Consider the following 17,827-nt stretch of genomic DNA (forward strand, 5'->3'; position numbering starts at 1 on the left):
AACGCGCTTAGTGTCAGCATTCGATAAACATAACGCCTATAACTTCATCGCTAGTGCTTTCAACTCAGGTTGTTGCTTAATATCTTTTAGTACTTGCTCAGCCGCCATCGTCGCTCCGCGTAACTGAAAATGCGTCGTATCCGGTTTATCGAACCGACCTGTACGCCCCACGTAATAAGGATATTTATCCGTATTCACCGCAAGCCACATCGATTTCCAGTTGCCTTCTTTATTGGCGATAGCAATCATTTGTTTTTGAATATCAATCAAAGGGACGTCATACCGTTGTGCCGTTTGTTTTACGGTATCCGTATAACTACCAACGAACGCATAACCATGGCGAGTATTTTGCTTTGTCACATGCTGAATAGGATTTAATGGTAATCCATTATGGCCATTAGCCATTTTGGCACGTGGTAACGACGTCAAAAAGACAGGATGCATTTTATGTTGACGAGCAAAGGCAATGTATTGCTCTAACTCGTGCTGCAATGACATTTCGGGATGTCCAACAGGAAATTGCGGCTCTCCTCGTGCATTGTTCGGGTAAGTACACAAGTTTGCGACATCAAGTGGCCCACGCCCCGGTTTAGAGCCATCGCATTTTTCATCGTTATGGCTGAATTGAATAAAGAGGTAATCTCCCGGTTTGACCAGCGGTTCGAGCAAACTCAGCCAGCGTCCGTTGATATAATCTTTAGAGCTACGCCCTGAACGAGCAGCATTAACCACCATTACTTTGCCATTATCGCCAACTAAAGCGTGAAAAGCCTGCCCCCACCCCGTACGAGGAAACGCATCTGGCTCATAATATGAAGCGGTAGAATCCCCCACAATAAACACTCGAGTATCCTTACTCTTAACCGCTTGCTGAGTATCGCTAAGTTGATTATAACTAAGGTAATAAATCGGATTTGAATCCAAACTGATGATCGGCTTAAACGCTAAATCAGTCAGTGTGGTCCCTTTCGCTAGTCCCGTTTTGGTATCATAGCCTCGGTTATGTAGCACTTGCGATGCGAGATCCGCCATTAGCGGATGATAAAGGCTTGAGTAGCTAACTGGATCCCATTCCTCTTTTGCATCGAGTCCATAATGTCCGAGTATATTTGCAAACGCATGATCAAAATGTTGATTGGCCGTTACCCACGTGTTTTTTGCCATAGCGGGAATTGTTTTTGCTGCGACCAGTTCCTGTGGACCAAGTAATCCCGCTTGGTGAGCCATCACCGATACAATCAAATCAGAAAATGGATTCACGTTACCAGTCGTTGTCCCGCCATTTTTTGCCTTAACCACTAAAGCAGCCACACACATCGAACGACGTTTGACACTGGTTAAACATGATTCACCACTATGATCATCAACATTCACCAAAAGTGGCGCCGTCATGCCCTTCACTGAAACTCGATAATGCCCTTTTTGATCTGTTGTCGTGGTGATGGTTTTACCTAGTGAATCTTTCACTGTTACTTGAGCCGGAAAGACCATTGAACGATGCAGCACTTCACCTTGCAACAGGCTATGACGAGCCAAAGAAATGTCAGGTTGCCAACCCGATAATACTTGTTCGTCAGAGTATGCTTTAGCTTGCCGCGTGGTCAATTGTGGGCGAGCAGTGGCCACTTTAGCCCCTGGGCCGCGATTACCAAATTCCCAAAAACGCGATTGCTGCGGATAAAACCAAATGGTGTGATTATTTTTATCATGCCCACTCATCTTATCCCAACCGTAGATATGATCATCCATATCACAATTGATAAAGGTCGTATTACCTACCGCATTAGGATCTGCATAACGACCGTCTTTAAAGGTCGTAGTTGGGTGCCAAGGCCGTCCTAGCCCATAACTGTTCGCTGGCACACCTGACTCTTTGGTTAATCGACAATGTTTAAACACAATACCAAACGGATCATTAATGTTGGTCGCAGGCGCCGTAATATACCCATACGGCTCTCCAGCAGCGACATCATTACGATTACGCGCCACAATGTTGCTGTCTTTAATGAGAGCGGTCCCTAAACCAAAGATAAAATCAATATTGCCTGAGATTTGCGATTGATCGATAAAACTACGCCCGGCACGCAGATAGAGCGTATCCTGATAACCAACAAGATTAACGTCTTTCAATTCTGCTTTATCAGCATGGTTAGAGACCAAAAGCGCAACCGCTTGGGTATTCTTTACTTTGCTCTGGTCTTGGTCAGATTTAGCTTGGTTAGCATTAAAATCAAATCCATTTGCTATTGTTAGCGAACGAATTTTCACTCCATCAGCATCAATGGCAACCGTTCGACTACCAAACGTGCCAAACTTTTTGCCATTAGGCTGAAGCATTCCGTTGGCCGTCGTCGCGGTAATAATGGTTTTATCTCGATTTTGTCCGATCAAATACGTATTAGGACGCGTGATATTAAGCTTCTCGTGATAAACACCATCGTGAATATAAACCACATAGTCTGATTGATCGTTTGGTGCGTTATCTAATGCGGCTTGAATTGAAGAATAGTCAGCACTGCCATCGGCAGCGACAGACACATTGTAAAGAGGGAGGGCGTTTGCAGAAGAAAAGTAAAATAAAGCTGAGCTGCAACATGCCAAGGTGACTCGATTTAATTTCATCTTTCACTTCCTATAATCAAAGAGATGGTGAGCCATAGACCTCACCATCATCAGATACAAGAATAAAAATCGACAAGGTGGCAAAGCAGTTACTCTGCCACCTTTAGATGTTAATCGTGATAAATAAATTCACGAATATCTTGAACAGCTTGTTGACCAGGGACAGCGGCTTTCGGATTCACACGCGCTGCTTTTTTCAGTCGTTGTACCCAAGCGCCAGTCACTGGATGACCTTGTGCATCTAAAGTCACCCCTCCTTTGACGAAGCGGTTGTCAGCAAAATGTTCACCATTGACCACATCGCTGTATTTACTTGGTACATAAAAGCGATAGGACTGATCATGTTCAAACGTCCCTTGTTTGACACTGCTGGTGTATGGACTCTTGCGGAACAGATAGTTGAAACGTTTGTTATCGATAGACACATTATTTTCAACCACTAATGAACCTGGGTTAAAGTTATCGGTAAACCCATCCATATTGTTGTGGAACGCTAAGCTGTTTTTCACGATATGGGCCACAGGCAAACCTTCACCACCCAATTTGAATCCATTACCGCGAGTTCCCCCTTTGGCTTTTACTGTCGTTGTTTCGCCATTCATGTAAGCAACAGAATCCAAAATAGTCACAGCACCATCAGGGCCATCTTCCACTTTATTGAATAAGTCGAAACCATCGTCGATATTATGGTGAGAAACGCAACGAATCAGAGTGTTACCATCACCAACTCGCATTTTCACAGCAAATCCATCAGCGTTAATTTGCGATTTATCCATGTTGTTATAACTTTCGCTGTCTGTCACTGTGTTGTAACTTGCCCATAATGCTCGGCCGACATCACTCGGTGAAGAGATCTGGAAGCCTGAATCTGGGGCATTATGAGTACGCATGTATTCAAACTCATTATGGCTGCCGCTCACAATCGTACGAGCGCCTGCTACTTCAATGTGCGAGACTTTCCAGTAGTTAGCATCATGTAAGTAAGTGCCAACAAAACGGACGTGATTACCTTTTGCTTTCAAGGTCTTCACATGTTCTGGCGTACCGCTAGCAGAGACAGGAATAGTCAGAGCTGGGTAATCCCCATCCTCTAATAAAATCGTTCCACCAGGAGGCAGAATATTCACCGCTTGTTGCAACGTTAAGTGTCCATGAGTGCCTTTAGGATTCACCACCAGCGTATGTGGACCAGACAATGGTTTCTTAGTCACGGTATAGTGATAACTCATGGTTTTGAGATCTGGCCCTTCAATTGGAGTAAAACTCACATCGAATTTGGCTTTAGCTGCTGTCAATGAGGTGTTGTAATCAAACATTTCGCCCGCAGAAACCAGTTGGTCTTTCACTAACCATTTGCCATTTTGTTGCACACCAAATTTACCGGTGTAGTTAGCTCTAGCTTGCACGGTGTAGTCATCAACAGGCGTCATATCAGGGGAAGCCTGTTGCAAAACTGGCGCGACCAATTTGGCATGATAGCGTGGCGCATTTTCAGTATGAGCAGGGGAAAGCGTCAACTGAACATTACTGACTGTCATTTTGGCATTACGTGATGCAAAAAATCCGACATATTGATGATCAGGGTCTTGCATCTCAACAATATTGGCATGTGCTCCAGCCAGTGGAACAGTTTTTGTCATCGTCCCATTGCTATAACTGACAACATAACCTTTATCATTACGCGTTAATGTCATGTGATAAGTTTTATCAGGGCCATAGGTGATCCCTTTAACATATTCATCACGACTCATGCGGTTACCTGCGGTACCCCAAGGTTTGTAAATACCTTCACGGAAGTTCGCATCCACATTAATCAGCCCTTTCACACCTTTTTTATGCGCACGGAAAATGTTCATCACCATATTTGATGCCGCAGGGAATTCTTCCTGCCCTTCAGGCTGTGGATTCATCCGCGCTTTACCGATGATATCGCGCACCATAATCCCAGCACCTTCTTGGCGGTTTGGTGTCGACCCTGTTTCAGGACCTAGCTGATCTAACTGCACATCAGCAGACAAGATGAAATTCACGTTGGTAGGGAGTTTCGTGTAGTAAAAGGTGCCGCCTTCGTGGGAGTTGGCTAGCTTACCGCCTCGGCTTTCAACGGTAAATTTCTTAGCCACCGGTCCAGGTTGCACCAATTTACCATCTACGGTTACTTGGTTAGTGCCAACCTTATTTGGCAAAATAGTCGAACCAAAATTAAGGTCTGTCGATTGACCAAAAGTGATGGCCTGCCAAGTCAGGTTTTGGCTATCACTCATCATATCTGCAGATTGAGATGCACAGCCACCAACGGCCAAAACGGCAGCAATACTTAACGCTAAACGATTCTTTTTCATTTTTCTTAATCCTTGAAAAAAGGCTTATATCGACAGCACAACCAATAAGCCTTTGTGGACGAACCGATACCAAATGGGAACTTGGTATAAATGGGGGAATTAGAAGCTATATTTCACGCCGACACGCACACGTGGACGCCATCTGTCATAGGCATCACTGCCGTCATAAGTTGCGTGTCCAGATTTGTAAGGAATAAAGCCAATTTCAGTGAAGGGGTGCCAACCACTATCAAAGCCTTTGTATTCACCGGTAAAGTTCACTTCAGAGAACCAATCTTGGTGAGATTTCCAACGAGGACCTTGAGATTCTTGGTTAAAGGTGTAGTCAACGCTTGCGCCAAACTTCCAATCTTGGATACCGCCATAACTGGTAGAAAAGGTCCAGCGATTGTAATGATGATTAGATGAATTTGTATTATTACTTGTCTTTTGTAAGTTTGAATAGTGATAACGATGACGGAAAGCCACACTCCAATCGTCGTTCACTTTATAGCCCAAGGTTAAGTTAAATTGATGCCCAACTTTACTCGATGATGACTCCCACTTATATTGCGGCTTTAGACTCCATTGATCGTTAATGTGATACAGATAGCTGATATTGGCCTGTTGACCATTCCCTGTCTCGGTACCGTAAGCATCTTCATTTTGGCTCTTCCATTTTGCTTCAACTTCAAACCCGACACCATTGGCAAAGCGATTTCCTACAGAAAGACGATCTTTATGGGCAGCGGATTGGCCGTCATAGCGAGGAACCATTTCATGCCGAATATTAATGGTTGTAGCTTGAGCAGCAAGGCTGGTCAAGGCTACAGCGATAGCAGCAGTTAAGATTCTAAATTTCATTTTGAAACACCGTTTTGTTTTATTTTTTTCATTAGCGCTAAATTACTGCTAACGAAAAGTATAAAAAACCCTAAATCTAACGTTTTGTGATCTATGAAACGATGTTTCATTTATGTATATTAGTTTATGTGATCGGTAATAATGCTGGCTATCTAATGGTATTTATATATATAAACACCTATTAGTAGCTCAAAACCGTCTTTATTAAATAACTAAAAGAGAGTAAAAATAACAATGAGATAGTTCGATAACTATCGTTATCCATATTGAATATTTAAATTATTTTGGTCGATATAAGATCTGAATCACAAAGAAATTTTTTCATATGATTTAGGCCGCTTATTAATACTGATTAACATGTTATCGACTTTCCTTTTGTGTGCCTTTGGAGAAACCTCTTGAAACCCCTGCTTCCTCACCATTTATTTTCCAAAGTCATTCAAAATAGGTTATTTAGCCGGCAAAATTTAAAACTCAATTACCGCTCTAAAGTACTTTTAAAGCGCAGTATTATCCCTTTTACTTGGCCTATCGTTGTCGAACTAACCTGCGTTGTGCTGATGGGCATTGTGAGCACAATCTTAGTGAGCCATATTGGCAGTGCAGAAACAGCGGCGGTAGGTATCAGTGATAGTATTACTTTTTTAATTATTTCATTGCTCACAGCAACGGAGCTAGGCGGTTCCGTCGTCATTGCTCAAGCCTTTGGCCGGAGATTACGTGATAAAGCCAAAACGGCGGCAGTTCAAGCTATTAACCTAAATATTCTCGTCAGTATTGTTACCAACGTCCTCATTTACCTATTTATTGAGCGAATTCTTAATGTGATAGCAATGGGCGCACAGCGACATGTGATCGAGCTTTCTGAGCTGTACTTGAAAACGATCGCTTTTAGCTATCCCGCACTGGCGATTATTTTCGCGGGTAGCGGAGTATTACGTGCCATTGGTAATTCTCGCGCTCCCGCCATCAGTAACATTTTGATGAACATTCTAAATATCGTATTTAGTTACCCACTGATATATGGTTGCTCATGGTTCGGATGGGATGGCTTTGGCTTGTTAGGTGCGGGGATCGGTGTCACTGCAGCTCGCTGGGTTGGCGCAGGATTTATTCTCGCGATACTCACCCATAACAGTACGCTACGCCTTAGTCTTGGCTCGTTTAAACAGCGTTTTCAACGGAGCATTATGCTGGAGATTATGGGGATCGGCGTTCCAGCCAGCGTAGAACAATTAATGTTTAATGTCGGTAAGCTTATTACTCAAATCATGGTAGCTGGCATGGGGACAGTTGTCATGGCGGGCAACGTGATCACTTTTTCTGTGCTCTTGTTCGTAAATATACCAGGTAATTCGCTAGGAATGGCCGCAACGGTATTAATCGGTAAACGTTTAGGCCAAGATCAAACTCGTCTCGCTCGTTTAGAGATGCGTTTAATTTTAACCAGTGCTACGGTGCTGTTAGTCACCATGGGCATTATCTCTGTACCTTTAGCGCACCACATTGCGCACATTTACACTAGTGACCCACAAGTGGTTAACGTGGTCGTCAACCTTATCTATCTCAACGCTCTCATGATGCCAGTATGGGCATCTTCATTTGTGTTACCGGCTGCATTTAAAGGCGCTAAAGATGTCCGTTTTAGCATGTGGACCGCCATAGCAAGCATGTGGGGATGTCGTGTAGTGATCGGTTACTCCTTAGGTATTCTATTGAATATGAGTGTTTACGGTATCTGGCTAGGAATGTTCGCCGATTGGTGGATTCGAGCTGGACTCTATTTTTATCGTATGATTAATGATAAATGGCTCGATATTTATCGAAAAAATAAAGTGTTAGAACAATCACGCTAATTCCCTTCCTTTATGTATTCTCCGAACTGATAAGGCAGAATGATTATACCCAAATGACCTCAAACTAAAGGATTCAGCACCTTGAGGTCACTTGGGTATACAGACAAGCAATCTTTAATTTCACTTTTATAAAGTTATTACCTATCTGTTAGAAATAAAACATTCTATTTACTCACCTTCGTTTCATTAGGGACTAATCCGTGAAAGCAATCACAATATTATATAAAATTTAAAAAATGAACCGTTGTTTCGATTTTCGTCACATTCAAAACAGAGCCATAAAAATATACTTCGATTCAAATAAATTAAAACAGTGTTTTGAGGTTCAGATATGGAATATGATTATCTAGTCATTGTTGGCTATTTCATCCTAATGGTTGGGATTAGCCTTCTATTCAAAAAGATGGCGAGCAAAAGCACCAGCGATTACTTTCGTGGGGGCGGTAAAATGCTTTGGTGGATGGTGGGTGCAACAGCCTTTATGACCCAATTTTCTGCTTGGACATTTACCGGTGCCGCAGGTAAAGCGTTCAGTTCAGGTTTTGAAATCTTAGGTGTATTTGTCGGCAACATGGTGGCGTATGCGTTCGCTTTCTTCTACTTCTCTCGTCGCTTCCGTCAAATGCGTGTAGACACACCAACTGAAGCTGTTCGTCGTCGCTTTGGTAATGGTAATGAACAGTTCTTCACATGGGTGATTATCCCGCTCAGTGTATTGAATGCCGGGGTTTGGCTAAACGGTCTTGGTGTGTTTGCCTCTGCGGTATTTAACACCGACATCAACCTCACTATTTGGGTAACAGGTGCCGCAGTACTGCTTGTTTCTTTAATTAGTGGTGCATGGGGTGTAGTAGCGTCTGACTTTATTCAATCACTGGTTGTCGCCGTTATTTCGATTGCTTGTGCTTGTGTTGCCTTGTTTGTGATTGGCGGCCCCGTGGAAATCATTGATAAATTCCCTGGCGGCTTCCTTGTCGGCCCAGACATGAATTACCCACTATTAATTGTTGGTTCATTCTTGTTCTTCATCGTTAAGCAATTGCAAAGTATCAACAACATGCAGGAGTCTTACCGTTTCCTAAACGCTAAAGATTCCAAAAATGCGTCTCGTGCAGCGTTGCTAGCTTTAGGTATGATGTTTATCGGTGCGATGATTTGGTTTATCCCACCATGGGCACTACGCATTCTAGATCCAAATGCAGCTATGGCTTATTCCAACTTAGGTAAAAAAGCAGGCGATGCGGTTTATCTAGTGTTCGCTCGTGACTACATGCCTACAGGTACTGTCGGTCTATTAATGGCTGGTTTATTTGCCGCAACCATGTCATCAATGGACTCAGCATTAAACCGTAACTCTGGTATTTTTGTACGTAGCTTCTACGCGCCTATCATGCGCCGTGGTAAAGCTACCGACAAAGAACAGCTACGCATGGGTATGATTGCCAGCATCGTAAACGGTATCTTAGTTATCCTATGTGCTCAGTTCTACGTCTCTCTACGCGGTTTAAGCTTGTTTGATTTAATGATGCAAGTTGCAACACTACTGCAATCACCAATCTTAGTTCCTCTATTCTTAGCTATTTTGATTCGCAAAACACCAAAATGGGCACCATGGGCAACCGTCATCTTTGGTCTATGTGTATCTCTAATGGTTGTGAAAGTTTGGACTCCTGATGTTGTTGGTGGTTGGTTTGGTATGGAAAACCTGACAGGTCGTGAGTCTAGCGATTTGAAAATCATGACCACTATCTGTGCTCACTTAGTGTTAACTATTGGGTTCTTCTTATGCACCACCTTCTTCTACAAAGAAGAAAAAGATATCTACAAAGAGCAAACCTTGGAATTCTTCAAAGATGTCGACACTAAATGTATTGAAGAAGAAGGACAAGATGTGGTTGACCGCCAACAACGTCATAAACTGGGTACTTTGGTAATGTGTATGGCTGCTGGTTTGGTATTGATGATATTGATTCCAAACCCATTATGGGGACGTTTACTCTTCTTAGCCTGCTCAGCCGCAGTCTTCATTGTCGGCTATGCGTTAAAACGCAGCGCGACTGCAGGAACGGTTGAACAAAAACATATTGCAACAAACTGATAAAAACCATTGCCCAAACCTCCAAAGGGTTTGGGCTACTTTAAGCGGTGACTTATTCAAACTCTCTTTAAACCGCTATTAATACTGAACACTACCTATGCGTTGCCACCAGCAGCGCTTTGATGAGGAGACAAATTATGGCCAAGGGTGACGTTGTACAGTTACATTTTGAGACCTTTATCGACAGCGACACACAAGTAAAAGTGACTCGCTTAACCCCTAAAGATGTCATTTGTCACCGTAACTATTTTTATCAAAAATGTTTCACTCAAGATGGCAAGCAACTTCTTTTTGCTGGCGATTTTGATGGTAATCGTAACTATTACTTATTGAACTTAGAGACTCACAAGGCACGCCAACTAACGGAAGGGGAAGGTGATAATACCTTTGGTGGATTTCTTTCAACCAATGAACAATATCTTTTCTATGTCAAAAATGGCCTTAACCTTATGAAGGTTGATCTAGAGAACCTTGAAGAGACAGTAATCTATACAGTAGACCCAGAATGGAAGGGTTACGGTACTTGGGTTGCGAATACTGACTGCACAAAATTAGTGGGAATTGAAATACTAAAAACGTGCTGGCAGCCACTCTCTGATTGGAAAAAATTCCATGAATTTTACTTTACCAACCCAACATGTCGATTGATTAAAGTAGATATTAATACCGGAAAACTTGATGTTGTTCACCAAGAGGATGCTTGGCTGGGTCACCCTATTTATCGCCCATTTGACGACTCTACGATTGGTTTTTGCCACGAAGGCCCGCACGATTTAGTCGATGCGAGAATGTGGTTAACTGACGAGCAAGGTAACAATGTGCGTAAAGTTAAAACCCACGCACCAGGTGAATCTTGCACACATGAATTTTGGATTCCAGACGGCAGTGCAATGGCTTATGTTTCTTATTTCAAAGGCCAAGCAAGCCGAGTCATTTATAAAGTAAACCCTGATACTTTAGAAAATGAAGAAGTGATGGAAATGCCACCATGTTCTCATCTAATGAGTAATTACGATGGTTCACTGATGGTTGGAGATGGCTGTGATACGCCTGTTGATGTGGCAGATAACGATGCTTACAGCATCGAAAATGACCCATTTTTATATGTGCTCAATACCAAAACTAAGCACTATGCAAAACTTGCCAAACATAATACCTCTTGGGAAGTATTAGATGGTGACAGACAAATCACTCACCCTCACCCTTCATTTACCCCCGATGACTGCGGTGTGTTATTTACTAGTGATTTTGAAGGTGTCCCTGCGCTTTATATTGCAGAGGTACCACAAGAACTCCGATAGTACTGTTCAGTCTATCTTTTCGCCCTTAGTGACCCGACTAAGGGCGCTTTTTATCCAAACCGTGTCAATGATTAAGTTCGGTACAATACCTTCACCACATGCCAACCAAATTTAGTTTTTACGAGTTGTGGCTTTAATACTTCCCCGTTAAAACACGCTTTATCAAATTGGGGCACCATCTGACCACGACGAAACTCCCCTAAATCTCCTCCTTTTTTACCTGAAGGACATAAGGAATATTTTCGCGCGAGAGTTTGAAATTTAGCGCCTTTTTTCAACTGCAGAATAATATCTTCCGCTTGGTTTTTATGTTTCACCAAAATATGCAGTGCTGCCGCTGTTGATGCCATATCCCCCCCTATTGATGGTCTCGGTTTTTAAAAGCGCGCTAGTCTAACCAAACCAAACCTGAAATGCATCTTTTCGTCATCCTCTTTCTGTAAATTCAATCCACCAAAATTTATGAAGACAGCTAGACTGTAACTAGGACATGTTGTACTCGCACACATTATTGAGCAATATACATAATGGTTATGCCCAAATGACTGCAAGATGCAGGGGTCAGCGCCTTGACTAAGCGTAAATACATTCTCGCTAAAACAACAGCTTGAAATCACTTAGGTATATAAAATCGAGTTATATTGATGCCTTTTAGTCATGTAAAACAAAGAATAACTGACTAAATAACGAAAAAGTCCACTATGACCATTGCCGTAATATGGAATTTCGTTAATATAGATGTCAATACGTGTAATCATTAGACAATGAAAGTAGCTATGGCCAAAACGATCAGTAAAGCAAATCAGTCGCAAGGGATGTTAATGTTCACTCTTAACATGCAAAAACAATTGTTTGCGATTGGTACGCTAAAAGTAAGAGAAATTATTCCTTACATGCCAATGACGCAAATTCCTTATTCACATCACGATGTAGTGGGAACAGTGAATTTTCGAAATATGACAGTGCCCGTCATCGATATGGCAGCGGCTGTAGGCTTTCGTCGTATTGACCCTAGCGAATATAATAATTGCTACCTTATTGTTACAGATTGCCTAAGAACAGTTGTGGCATTCATGGTAAGAAGTATTGAAAAGATCATCGAATGTAACTGGCGAGAAATAGAGCCCGCACCACAAACTGCAGGGAAAAATGTCTTTGTAACCGGCATTACTCGCCATGAAAAGAATATTGTTCAGCTTCTTGACGTGGAACTTTTGTTATCCAAAATTTATCCGCAATATGAGTCAGTCAAAGTGCCAATGCTAACAGATATTGAGCGAGAGCGGCTACGCGCACTTAACATTCTGCTAGTCGACGATTCATCCATCGCTCGTAAACAATTAGCTGATGCATTAGATAGAATTAATATTTCCTATCAAGTCTGTAAAAACGGCATCGAAGCCATTGAGTTGATGCGCCAAGAAGCAGAACAAGGCCGCGCGATTGATTTGTTAGTCAGCGATATAGAGATGCCAGGTCTTGATGGTTATGAATTGGCATTTGAAGTGCAAAATGAAAATAACCTAAACCACGCTTATATTATTCTTCATACCTCTTTATCGAGTGAAATATGTGTTGATCGAGCTCATCAAGTCGGTGCCCATGAAGCGTTAGAAAAATTCAATGCGACAGAGCTTATCGAAGCCATGCTGCGAGGGGCGAAGAAGCTCGACGATTATAATCGTCAAAAGACCAAAACATTGGCGTAACCTTACGGCTTTTAAAGCTTTTAACCAACGCTTTACTCCTGGAGTAAAGCGTTTCCTATATTAGTGTCCATTAGCTATTCAAATTCAGTTAACCAATGTGACAATAGCAAGTCTAACTGCTGCTGTTGATTACTATCCAAACTTGAGATTAATTGTTCCTGCTGATGAACATATTCATCCAAGATTCCACTGACTAAAGCCAATCCTTTCTCTGTGAGTTGAACTTCAACACTTCTTCTATCTTCAACGCTGTGCTCTCGAGAAATCAACGCTTTCTGTTCTAACTTATCGAGCCGATTTGTCATCGCCCCTGAAGTGAGCATCATAGACTCCAACAGTAAGGATGGAGTCAGCCGGTAAGGCGCACCTGAACGTTTTAATGTCATCAATACATCAAATTCGCCCATTAATAATCCCTGCTCTTTTAACCACTGTGCGACCTGTGTTTCTAAATACTTAGTTAGCCGACGCATGCGACCCAAGATCCCCATGGGTAAAGTATTAAGATTCGGGCATTCCTCTGCCCATTGCTGTCTGATGCTATCAATTGCTGCCATTAAAAATCCATCACTTAACGTTTATAAAGCCATATTACTTTAACATTAACATTCTTTACAAATGACAATCCGTTCGTTATCTTTACACAAACTATTTTAATGTAAAGATACTTTATATGAATATACTACTTGCTATGATTCCCGCTTTCTTTTGGGGAACCACTTATGCCGTAACTCAATATACATTGCCTGATTGGCCGCCATTGCTGCTTGGTCTGCTTCGAGCATTACCTGCTGGTATTTTGCTATGGATCGTAAAACCAAGCTTACCGAGCAAAGACTATATCCCTCGTTTATTGCTGCTTGGAACCATCAATATAGGAGCTTTCTTTTGCTTAATTTTTGTCATGGCACACACTTTACCTGCAACAATTTCTGGGGTTGGTATGATGTCAGTTCCGGTGATCGCAATGTTGATTCAATGGGTCATGTATAAACAACACCCCACTGCATCTAAATTACTATGCGGTTTATTACTGATTGCTTGTGCGTGGCAGCTATTTTCCCCAAGTTCACTTGCGTTAAGTCATACGGGGCTGATTGCTATGGTGACAGCGATTGCATGCATGATTAGCGGATCGCTATTAACTAAAAAGCTTGGCACATCCCTTGACTGGTGGAGTGTTCTTAGCTGGCAATTGATATTAGGTGGAACGGTCTTGATTCCTATAATCTTTTGGCAAGCCTTACACCAACCACAATCTTATCTCTCGGCCATTCACAATATGAGTTCGATGAATATGTTGGGATTACTTTGGATTTGTATCCTAAACACAGCATTTGCTTACGGATTATATGTCTGGTTACTGCAGCGCATGTCAGTGGTCGATTTTACATTTGGCGGCATCGCTAATCCCATTGCAGGCATCTTGTGTGGATATGGATTAATGCATGAAGTGTACGCCCCTTATCAGTATTTACTGATGGGTGCGATGATTATCTTGTCTTTGTTGCCGCAATGGTTAGAGCTACGAAAACAAAAACATAGCAATCTACCCCATCATGCGGCAACGAGTCATTAAAGAGATTCAATATGAATCAGATGGTTTTGAGCAGTATCTAATATCGCTTGCTGCTGCTCAGCAGCCATTTTGTCCCACACGCTGTACATCATTTTTAAACGGTGATTATTCGCCAAATGTCCTCGATGCAAAGAGAGAAAAGCCCAATACAAGGAGTTAAATGGGCAAGCCTTTGCACCCAACTTTTCTTTCACTTGGTAATGGCATGTTCGGCAATAGTCACTCATTTTATTGATATAAGCTCCGCTGGCGATATAGGGTTTTGTCGCAACAATACCGCCATCAGCAAATAGAGCCATTCCCCTTGTATTAGGCATCTCAACCCATTCAATGGCATCAATATATATTCCCAAATACCAAGCATCGACTTCATCAGGCGAGATACCCGCTAATAACGCAAAGTTTCCTGTTACCATCAAACGTTGAATATGGTGAGCATAAGCCTGTGTCAGTGATTGAGATATCGCTTGTGCCACACAATTCATTTTTGTATCCCCACTCCAAAAATAATGAGGCAACGAACGCTTGGCATTAAGTTGGTTATATTGCTGATAATTGGGCATATTGGCCCAGTAAACGCCCCTTACATATTCGCGCCAACCCAAAATCTGTCTCACAAACCCTTCAACTTGTGCCAAGGTGATGGTCTTTTTATTCTGCTCGTAATAGTCAATAACAGTAGTCACTACTTCACGAGGTGAGAGTAGTTTAGTATTCAGTGCGAAGGAGATTCGACTATGATAGAGCGACCATTTAGAGGTTATTTGATCGGTCATCGCATCTTGAAATCGGCCAAAATTCACGAGGCAATACTCGCAAAAAAAAGCCAACAGATTAAGTGTTTGAGCTCGATTAATACTCCATAGTAAGTGTGTTCCAACATGACCAAATGTCACCACATTATGTCGATTCAATCGCTCGATCACCTCGCTAACATTATTATCAAAACAGAGTGGTGAGGGCACAGCATCAAGGTCTGACTTCTTTAAGGAATGACGATTATCACTATCATAATTCCATTGTCCGCCCATAGGCTGACTTGAATCGGTCATTAGTACGTTGAACCTTTTGCGCATTTTGCGATAGAAATTTTCCATCAGCACATGTTTACCCGCGGTAAAATAGTCAGAAATTTCGTCAAATGGTAGGAAAAAATGGCCGGTATCGTATTCGATGATTTGTACTTCTAAGGGATCAAGAGCCCGTAATTGTGTTAGCAAACGATGTTCATCAGGCCGTTGATAATGAAACTCTTCACATTGGTAGCGTCGCCATAGGTCTTCTAGCAGATCAGGTAAATCTTGGAATTGTGCAGTATCATCTAACGTTAGATGCAATACCTGATGACCCTCTTCACTTAACTGATGCGCAAATGATTCCATTGCCATGAAAAATGCACACACTTTTTGAATATGGTGCTTAACATAACGAGTTTCTTGATGGAGCTCGGCTATCACATACAAGACATCAGGCTCAACACGTTGAAACCATGCATGATTTATATTCAATTGATCCCCTAAAACCAATCTTATAGCCCTGTATTGCATATACAATCTCCTATTTTAACTGTCTCAAATACGTTACTCCTTCGGTTAAAGATCACTTAGGGAGGAGGATACTGTAACCAAGACTGTTATAATTATCAGATAGCCAGCGCTCGGTGCTTGCTACTTATGCTTACCCAGTAAAGGGTAACTCAATTTGATTGTTGTGCCCCATTGATGCCGCACAACCCTGCTCTAAGTGACTTATGACTGACGAATTTAAAAAATCGACAGATAACCTCAAAAAAGCGGTTCCGCTGATGATGAAAAACCAAGTAGCGACGACTCCCGCTAATTACGCGCTTTGGTATACGTATGTCGATAATACATTTCCCGAAATGAACCAGCAGATAGATGATATCGTGCAACAAAACGGCCTTTGTCCACCATCAACTAACGATCAACTTTATCAGCAATTTATCGCATCAAAGGCTGAAACAAGCATTAATGATTTAAAGACCAACTTAGAAGTTTTGGTTGGTGAGATAAGTAGCTCCATGACGGACACATTGACCGATACCAGCCTATTTTCATCACTGATTGATAAAAGCTTTTCCGATTTGGAACGCGTAGAAAGAGATAGCTTATCGCTTGATGAAGTCATGTCGATTATCCGTAAGCTGATTGCCGACTCTCGGGAAATTCGTCATTCAACGACGTTTTTACACAATCAATTAAATACCGCAACAAATGAGATAACCCGCTTAAAAAATCAGCTGGCAGAAGTACAAAAAGATGCCTTATTTGATAGTCTCACGTCTCTTTACAATCGGCGCGCCTTTGACCGAGATATACACGCCTTATTTAGTGTAGAACAGCCATTTAGCCTCATTGTGGCTGATATTGACCACTTTAAGTCGCTCAACGACACCTATGGGCATTTATTTGGCGATGCTGTCATCAGATCTATTTCAAAGCGTATGCAAAATGGCTGCCGAGAAGGCATCACTGCCTACCGGTTTGGCGGGGAAGAGTTTGTTCTTTTAGTGCCACAAAAATCATTGAGAATTGGCCGTCAGTTTGCAGAAAGCCTACGCCGCTCAATCGAAAAATTATCCATCAAAGATCGTCGCTCAGGCCAGCAAGTCAGTAATGTAACCGTCTCCTTTGGTGTCGCTGAACGGGTAGAATCTGACACGGCAGTATCACTGTTAGAACGTGCGGACAAAATGCTTTACGATGCGAAGAAATTAGGTCGAAACCGTGTCATGCCTCTTTGAGTGCAGCACGAGCAGGCAATAATAAAGACGCTTGCCGCACACAGGGGCAGCAAGCACCATCAAATTCATCGTTTTTACAAAGAGCAATAGGCTACAACTTAAGTTGGTATGTCAATAGGTAGTCTCCACCACACTTACTACGATACTCTTTATCTTCGCTACTCGCATGAGGTCTGCCCTGCTCATCACCTTGAACAAGACTAATCCAGTGACGCATTCCCGACTTTTGCGTAAACATGGTATGCGTTTCAATTTGTATATCTTTGATAGCAGAAAGCGTCACTGTACCGTCACCTTGGCTACGCGCGATAAACAATTCAATATGACTTCCCGTACCATCGCGAAATAAAATGGAGTCTGGACTCTCTGGTTGCCCAATAAATGCAACGAATTGGCGATTGTTGCGTAAACCGCTATGGCTTCCATCGGCGAAATACGCTAACAAATGGTGATAATCAATTTGATAGCTCGTTACGTCTTGATGTGATCCCATCTCTAATGGGAATAACCTATCAAGTAACTGTTTTGCTTTCACTTGTATTTCTTCTTGCTGACTCTGCTTCGTTGTTTCTACTGCTACAACTTGCTCAACGATAAAGTCATGTTGATATTGTTCGCTCTCTTGATTATCCAAAGTCAGCATGTTCATCCTTGTTTCCTCGTTATGTTTCATGTTCCGCCTGTGGCGGCTTTTGCTGTTCTGTTACACCACG

The 17,827-nt window shown here is 42.2% G+C and carries 13 protein-coding genes; 6 read left to right on the plus strand and 7 right to left on the minus strand.

Features of this window, described 5'->3' with window-relative positions; translation table 11 throughout:
- Positions 1-36: 36 nt before the first annotated feature.
- The 3 genes from I1A42_RS22370 to I1A42_RS22380 form a co-directional block, all read right to left on the minus strand.
- Positions 37-2,622, minus strand: a complete 2,586-nt coding sequence (locus I1A42_RS22370; RefSeq protein ID WP_196125117.1) for a pectinesterase family protein — start codon at positions 2,620-2,622, stop codon at positions 37-39.
- 110 nt (positions 2,623-2,732) lie between these two features.
- Positions 2,733-4,964: a right-handed parallel beta-helix repeat-containing protein gene (locus I1A42_RS22375; RefSeq protein WP_196125119.1), complete on the minus strand. Its 2,232-nt coding sequence runs from the start codon at positions 4,962-4,964 to the stop codon at positions 2,733-2,735.
- 99 nt (positions 4,965-5,063) lie between these two features.
- Positions 5,064-5,807 (minus strand): oligogalacturonate-specific porin KdgM family protein, encoded by a 744-nt coding sequence (locus I1A42_RS22380; protein WP_196125121.1) that lies wholly within the window; start codon positions 5,805-5,807, stop codon positions 5,064-5,066.
- Between the two features lie 398 nt (positions 5,808-6,205).
- Here I1A42_RS22380 and I1A42_RS22385 point away from each other — a divergent pair, with 398 nt between their 5' ends.
- The 3 genes from I1A42_RS22385 to I1A42_RS22395 all read left to right on the plus strand — a co-directional run bounded on the left by I1A42_RS22385 (position 6,206) and on the right by I1A42_RS22395 (position 11,062).
- Positions 6,206-7,663 (plus strand): EmmdR/YeeO family multidrug/toxin efflux MATE transporter, encoded by a 1,458-nt coding sequence (locus I1A42_RS22385; RefSeq protein WP_230389700.1) that lies wholly within the window; start codon positions 6,206-6,208, stop codon positions 7,661-7,663.
- A 331-nt stretch (positions 7,664-7,994) separates the two neighbouring features.
- The gene (locus I1A42_RS22390) at positions 7,995-9,761 is read left to right on the plus strand and encodes a sodium:solute symporter family protein (RefSeq protein ID WP_161153266.1); all 1,767 of its coding nucleotides are present in this window, start codon (positions 7,995-7,997) and stop codon (positions 9,759-9,761) included.
- Positions 9,762-9,898: 137 nt separating this feature from the next.
- Complete coding sequence (locus I1A42_RS22395; RefSeq protein WP_196125123.1) at positions 9,899-11,062, plus strand: oligogalacturonate lyase family protein; 1,164 nt, start codon at positions 9,899-9,901, stop codon at positions 11,060-11,062.
- Between the two features lie 71 nt (positions 11,063-11,133).
- Here the strand turns inward: I1A42_RS22395 and I1A42_RS22400 are convergent, their stop codons facing one another.
- Complete coding sequence (locus tag I1A42_RS22400; protein WP_161153268.1) at positions 11,134-11,412, minus strand: peptidylprolyl isomerase; 279 nt, start codon at positions 11,410-11,412, stop codon at positions 11,134-11,136.
- A gap of 426 nt (positions 11,413-11,838) precedes the next feature.
- Here I1A42_RS22400 and I1A42_RS22405 point away from each other — a divergent pair, with 426 nt between their 5' ends.
- A complete protein-coding gene (locus tag I1A42_RS22405; RefSeq protein ID WP_161153269.1) occupies positions 11,839-12,771 on the plus strand; it encodes a chemotaxis protein in 933 nt (310 codons plus the stop codon).
- 74 nt (positions 12,772-12,845) lie between these two features.
- On the opposite strand, the gene I1A42_RS22410 is transcribed toward I1A42_RS22405, so the two are convergent.
- The gene (locus tag I1A42_RS22410) at positions 12,846-13,328 is read right to left on the minus strand and encodes a MarR family transcriptional regulator (RefSeq protein WP_161153270.1); all 483 of its coding nucleotides are present in this window, start codon (positions 13,326-13,328) and stop codon (positions 12,846-12,848) included.
- A 116-nt stretch (positions 13,329-13,444) separates the two neighbouring features.
- On the opposite strand from I1A42_RS22410, the gene I1A42_RS22415 reads away from it, so the two are divergent.
- A complete protein-coding gene (locus tag I1A42_RS22415; RefSeq protein ID WP_196125125.1) occupies positions 13,445-14,350 on the plus strand; it encodes a DMT family transporter in 906 nt (301 codons plus the stop codon).
- Here the strand turns inward: I1A42_RS22415 and I1A42_RS22420 are convergent.
- Positions 14,347-15,897, minus strand: a complete 1,551-nt coding sequence (locus tag I1A42_RS22420) for a cryptochrome/photolyase family protein (RefSeq protein ID WP_196125127.1) — start codon at positions 15,895-15,897, stop codon at positions 14,347-14,349. The two genes, I1A42_RS22415 and I1A42_RS22420, sit on opposite strands and share 4 nt — an antisense overlap.
- Before the next feature lie 203 nt (positions 15,898-16,100).
- On the opposite strand from I1A42_RS22420, the gene I1A42_RS22425 reads away from it, so the two are divergent.
- Positions 16,101-17,114 carry a GGDEF domain-containing protein gene (locus tag I1A42_RS22425; RefSeq protein ID WP_161153273.1) on the plus strand — a complete coding sequence of 338 codons (1,014 nt, stop codon included), beginning with the start codon at positions 16,101-16,103 and terminating at the stop codon, positions 17,112-17,114.
- 91 nt (positions 17,115-17,205) lie between these two features.
- Here the strand turns inward: I1A42_RS22425 and I1A42_RS22430 are convergent, their stop codons facing one another.
- Complete coding sequence (locus I1A42_RS22430) at positions 17,206-17,763, minus strand: aldolase/citrate lyase/malate synthase family protein (RefSeq protein ID WP_161153274.1); 558 nt, start codon at positions 17,761-17,763, stop codon at positions 17,206-17,208.
- Positions 17,764-17,827 lie beyond the last annotated feature (64 nt).

The organism is Vibrio nitrifigilis (assembly GCF_015686695.1).
Taxonomy (GTDB): Bacteria; Pseudomonadota; Gammaproteobacteria; order Enterobacterales; family Vibrionaceae; genus Vibrio; species Vibrio nitrifigilis.

Bases quoted from the DNA above. Each gene is read 5' to 3' on its own strand.
- I1A42_RS22370 (WP_196125117.1), bottom strand. From the start codon at position 2,622: ATGAAATTAAATCGAGTCACCTTGGCATGTTGCAGCTCAGCTTTATTT.
- I1A42_RS22420 (WP_196125127.1), bottom strand. From the start codon at position 15,897: ATGCAATACAGGGCTATAAGATTGGTTTTAGGGGATCAATTGAATATA.
- I1A42_RS22395 (WP_196125123.1), top strand. From the start codon at position 9,899: ATGGCCAAGGGTGACGTTGTACAGTTACATTTTGAGACCTTTATCGAC.
- I1A42_RS22430 (WP_161153274.1), bottom strand. From the start codon at position 17,763: ATGAACATGCTGACTTTGGATAATCAAGAGAGCGAACAATATCAACAT.
- I1A42_RS22405 (WP_161153269.1), top strand. From the start codon at position 11,839: ATGGCCAAAACGATCAGTAAAGCAAATCAGTCGCAAGGGATGTTAATG.
- I1A42_RS22425 (WP_161153273.1), top strand. From the start codon at position 16,101: ATGACTGACGAATTTAAAAAATCGACAGATAACCTCAAAAAAGCGGTT.
- I1A42_RS22375 (WP_196125119.1), bottom strand. From the start codon at position 4,964: ATGAAAAAGAATCGTTTAGCGTTAAGTATTGCTGCCGTTTTGGCCGTT.
- I1A42_RS22410 (WP_161153270.1), bottom strand. From the start codon at position 13,328: ATGGCAGCAATTGATAGCATCAGACAGCAATGGGCAGAGGAATGCCCG.
- I1A42_RS22415 (WP_196125125.1), top strand. From the start codon at position 13,445: ATGAATATACTACTTGCTATGATTCCCGCTTTCTTTTGGGGAACCACT.
- I1A42_RS22390 (WP_161153266.1), top strand. From the start codon at position 7,995: ATGGAATATGATTATCTAGTCATTGTTGGCTATTTCATCCTAATGGTT.
- I1A42_RS22400 (WP_161153268.1), bottom strand. From the start codon at position 11,412: ATGGCATCAACAGCGGCAGCACTGCATATTTTGGTGAAACATAAAAAC.
- I1A42_RS22380 (WP_196125121.1), bottom strand. From the start codon at position 5,807: ATGAAATTTAGAATCTTAACTGCTGCTATCGCTGTAGCCTTGACCAGC.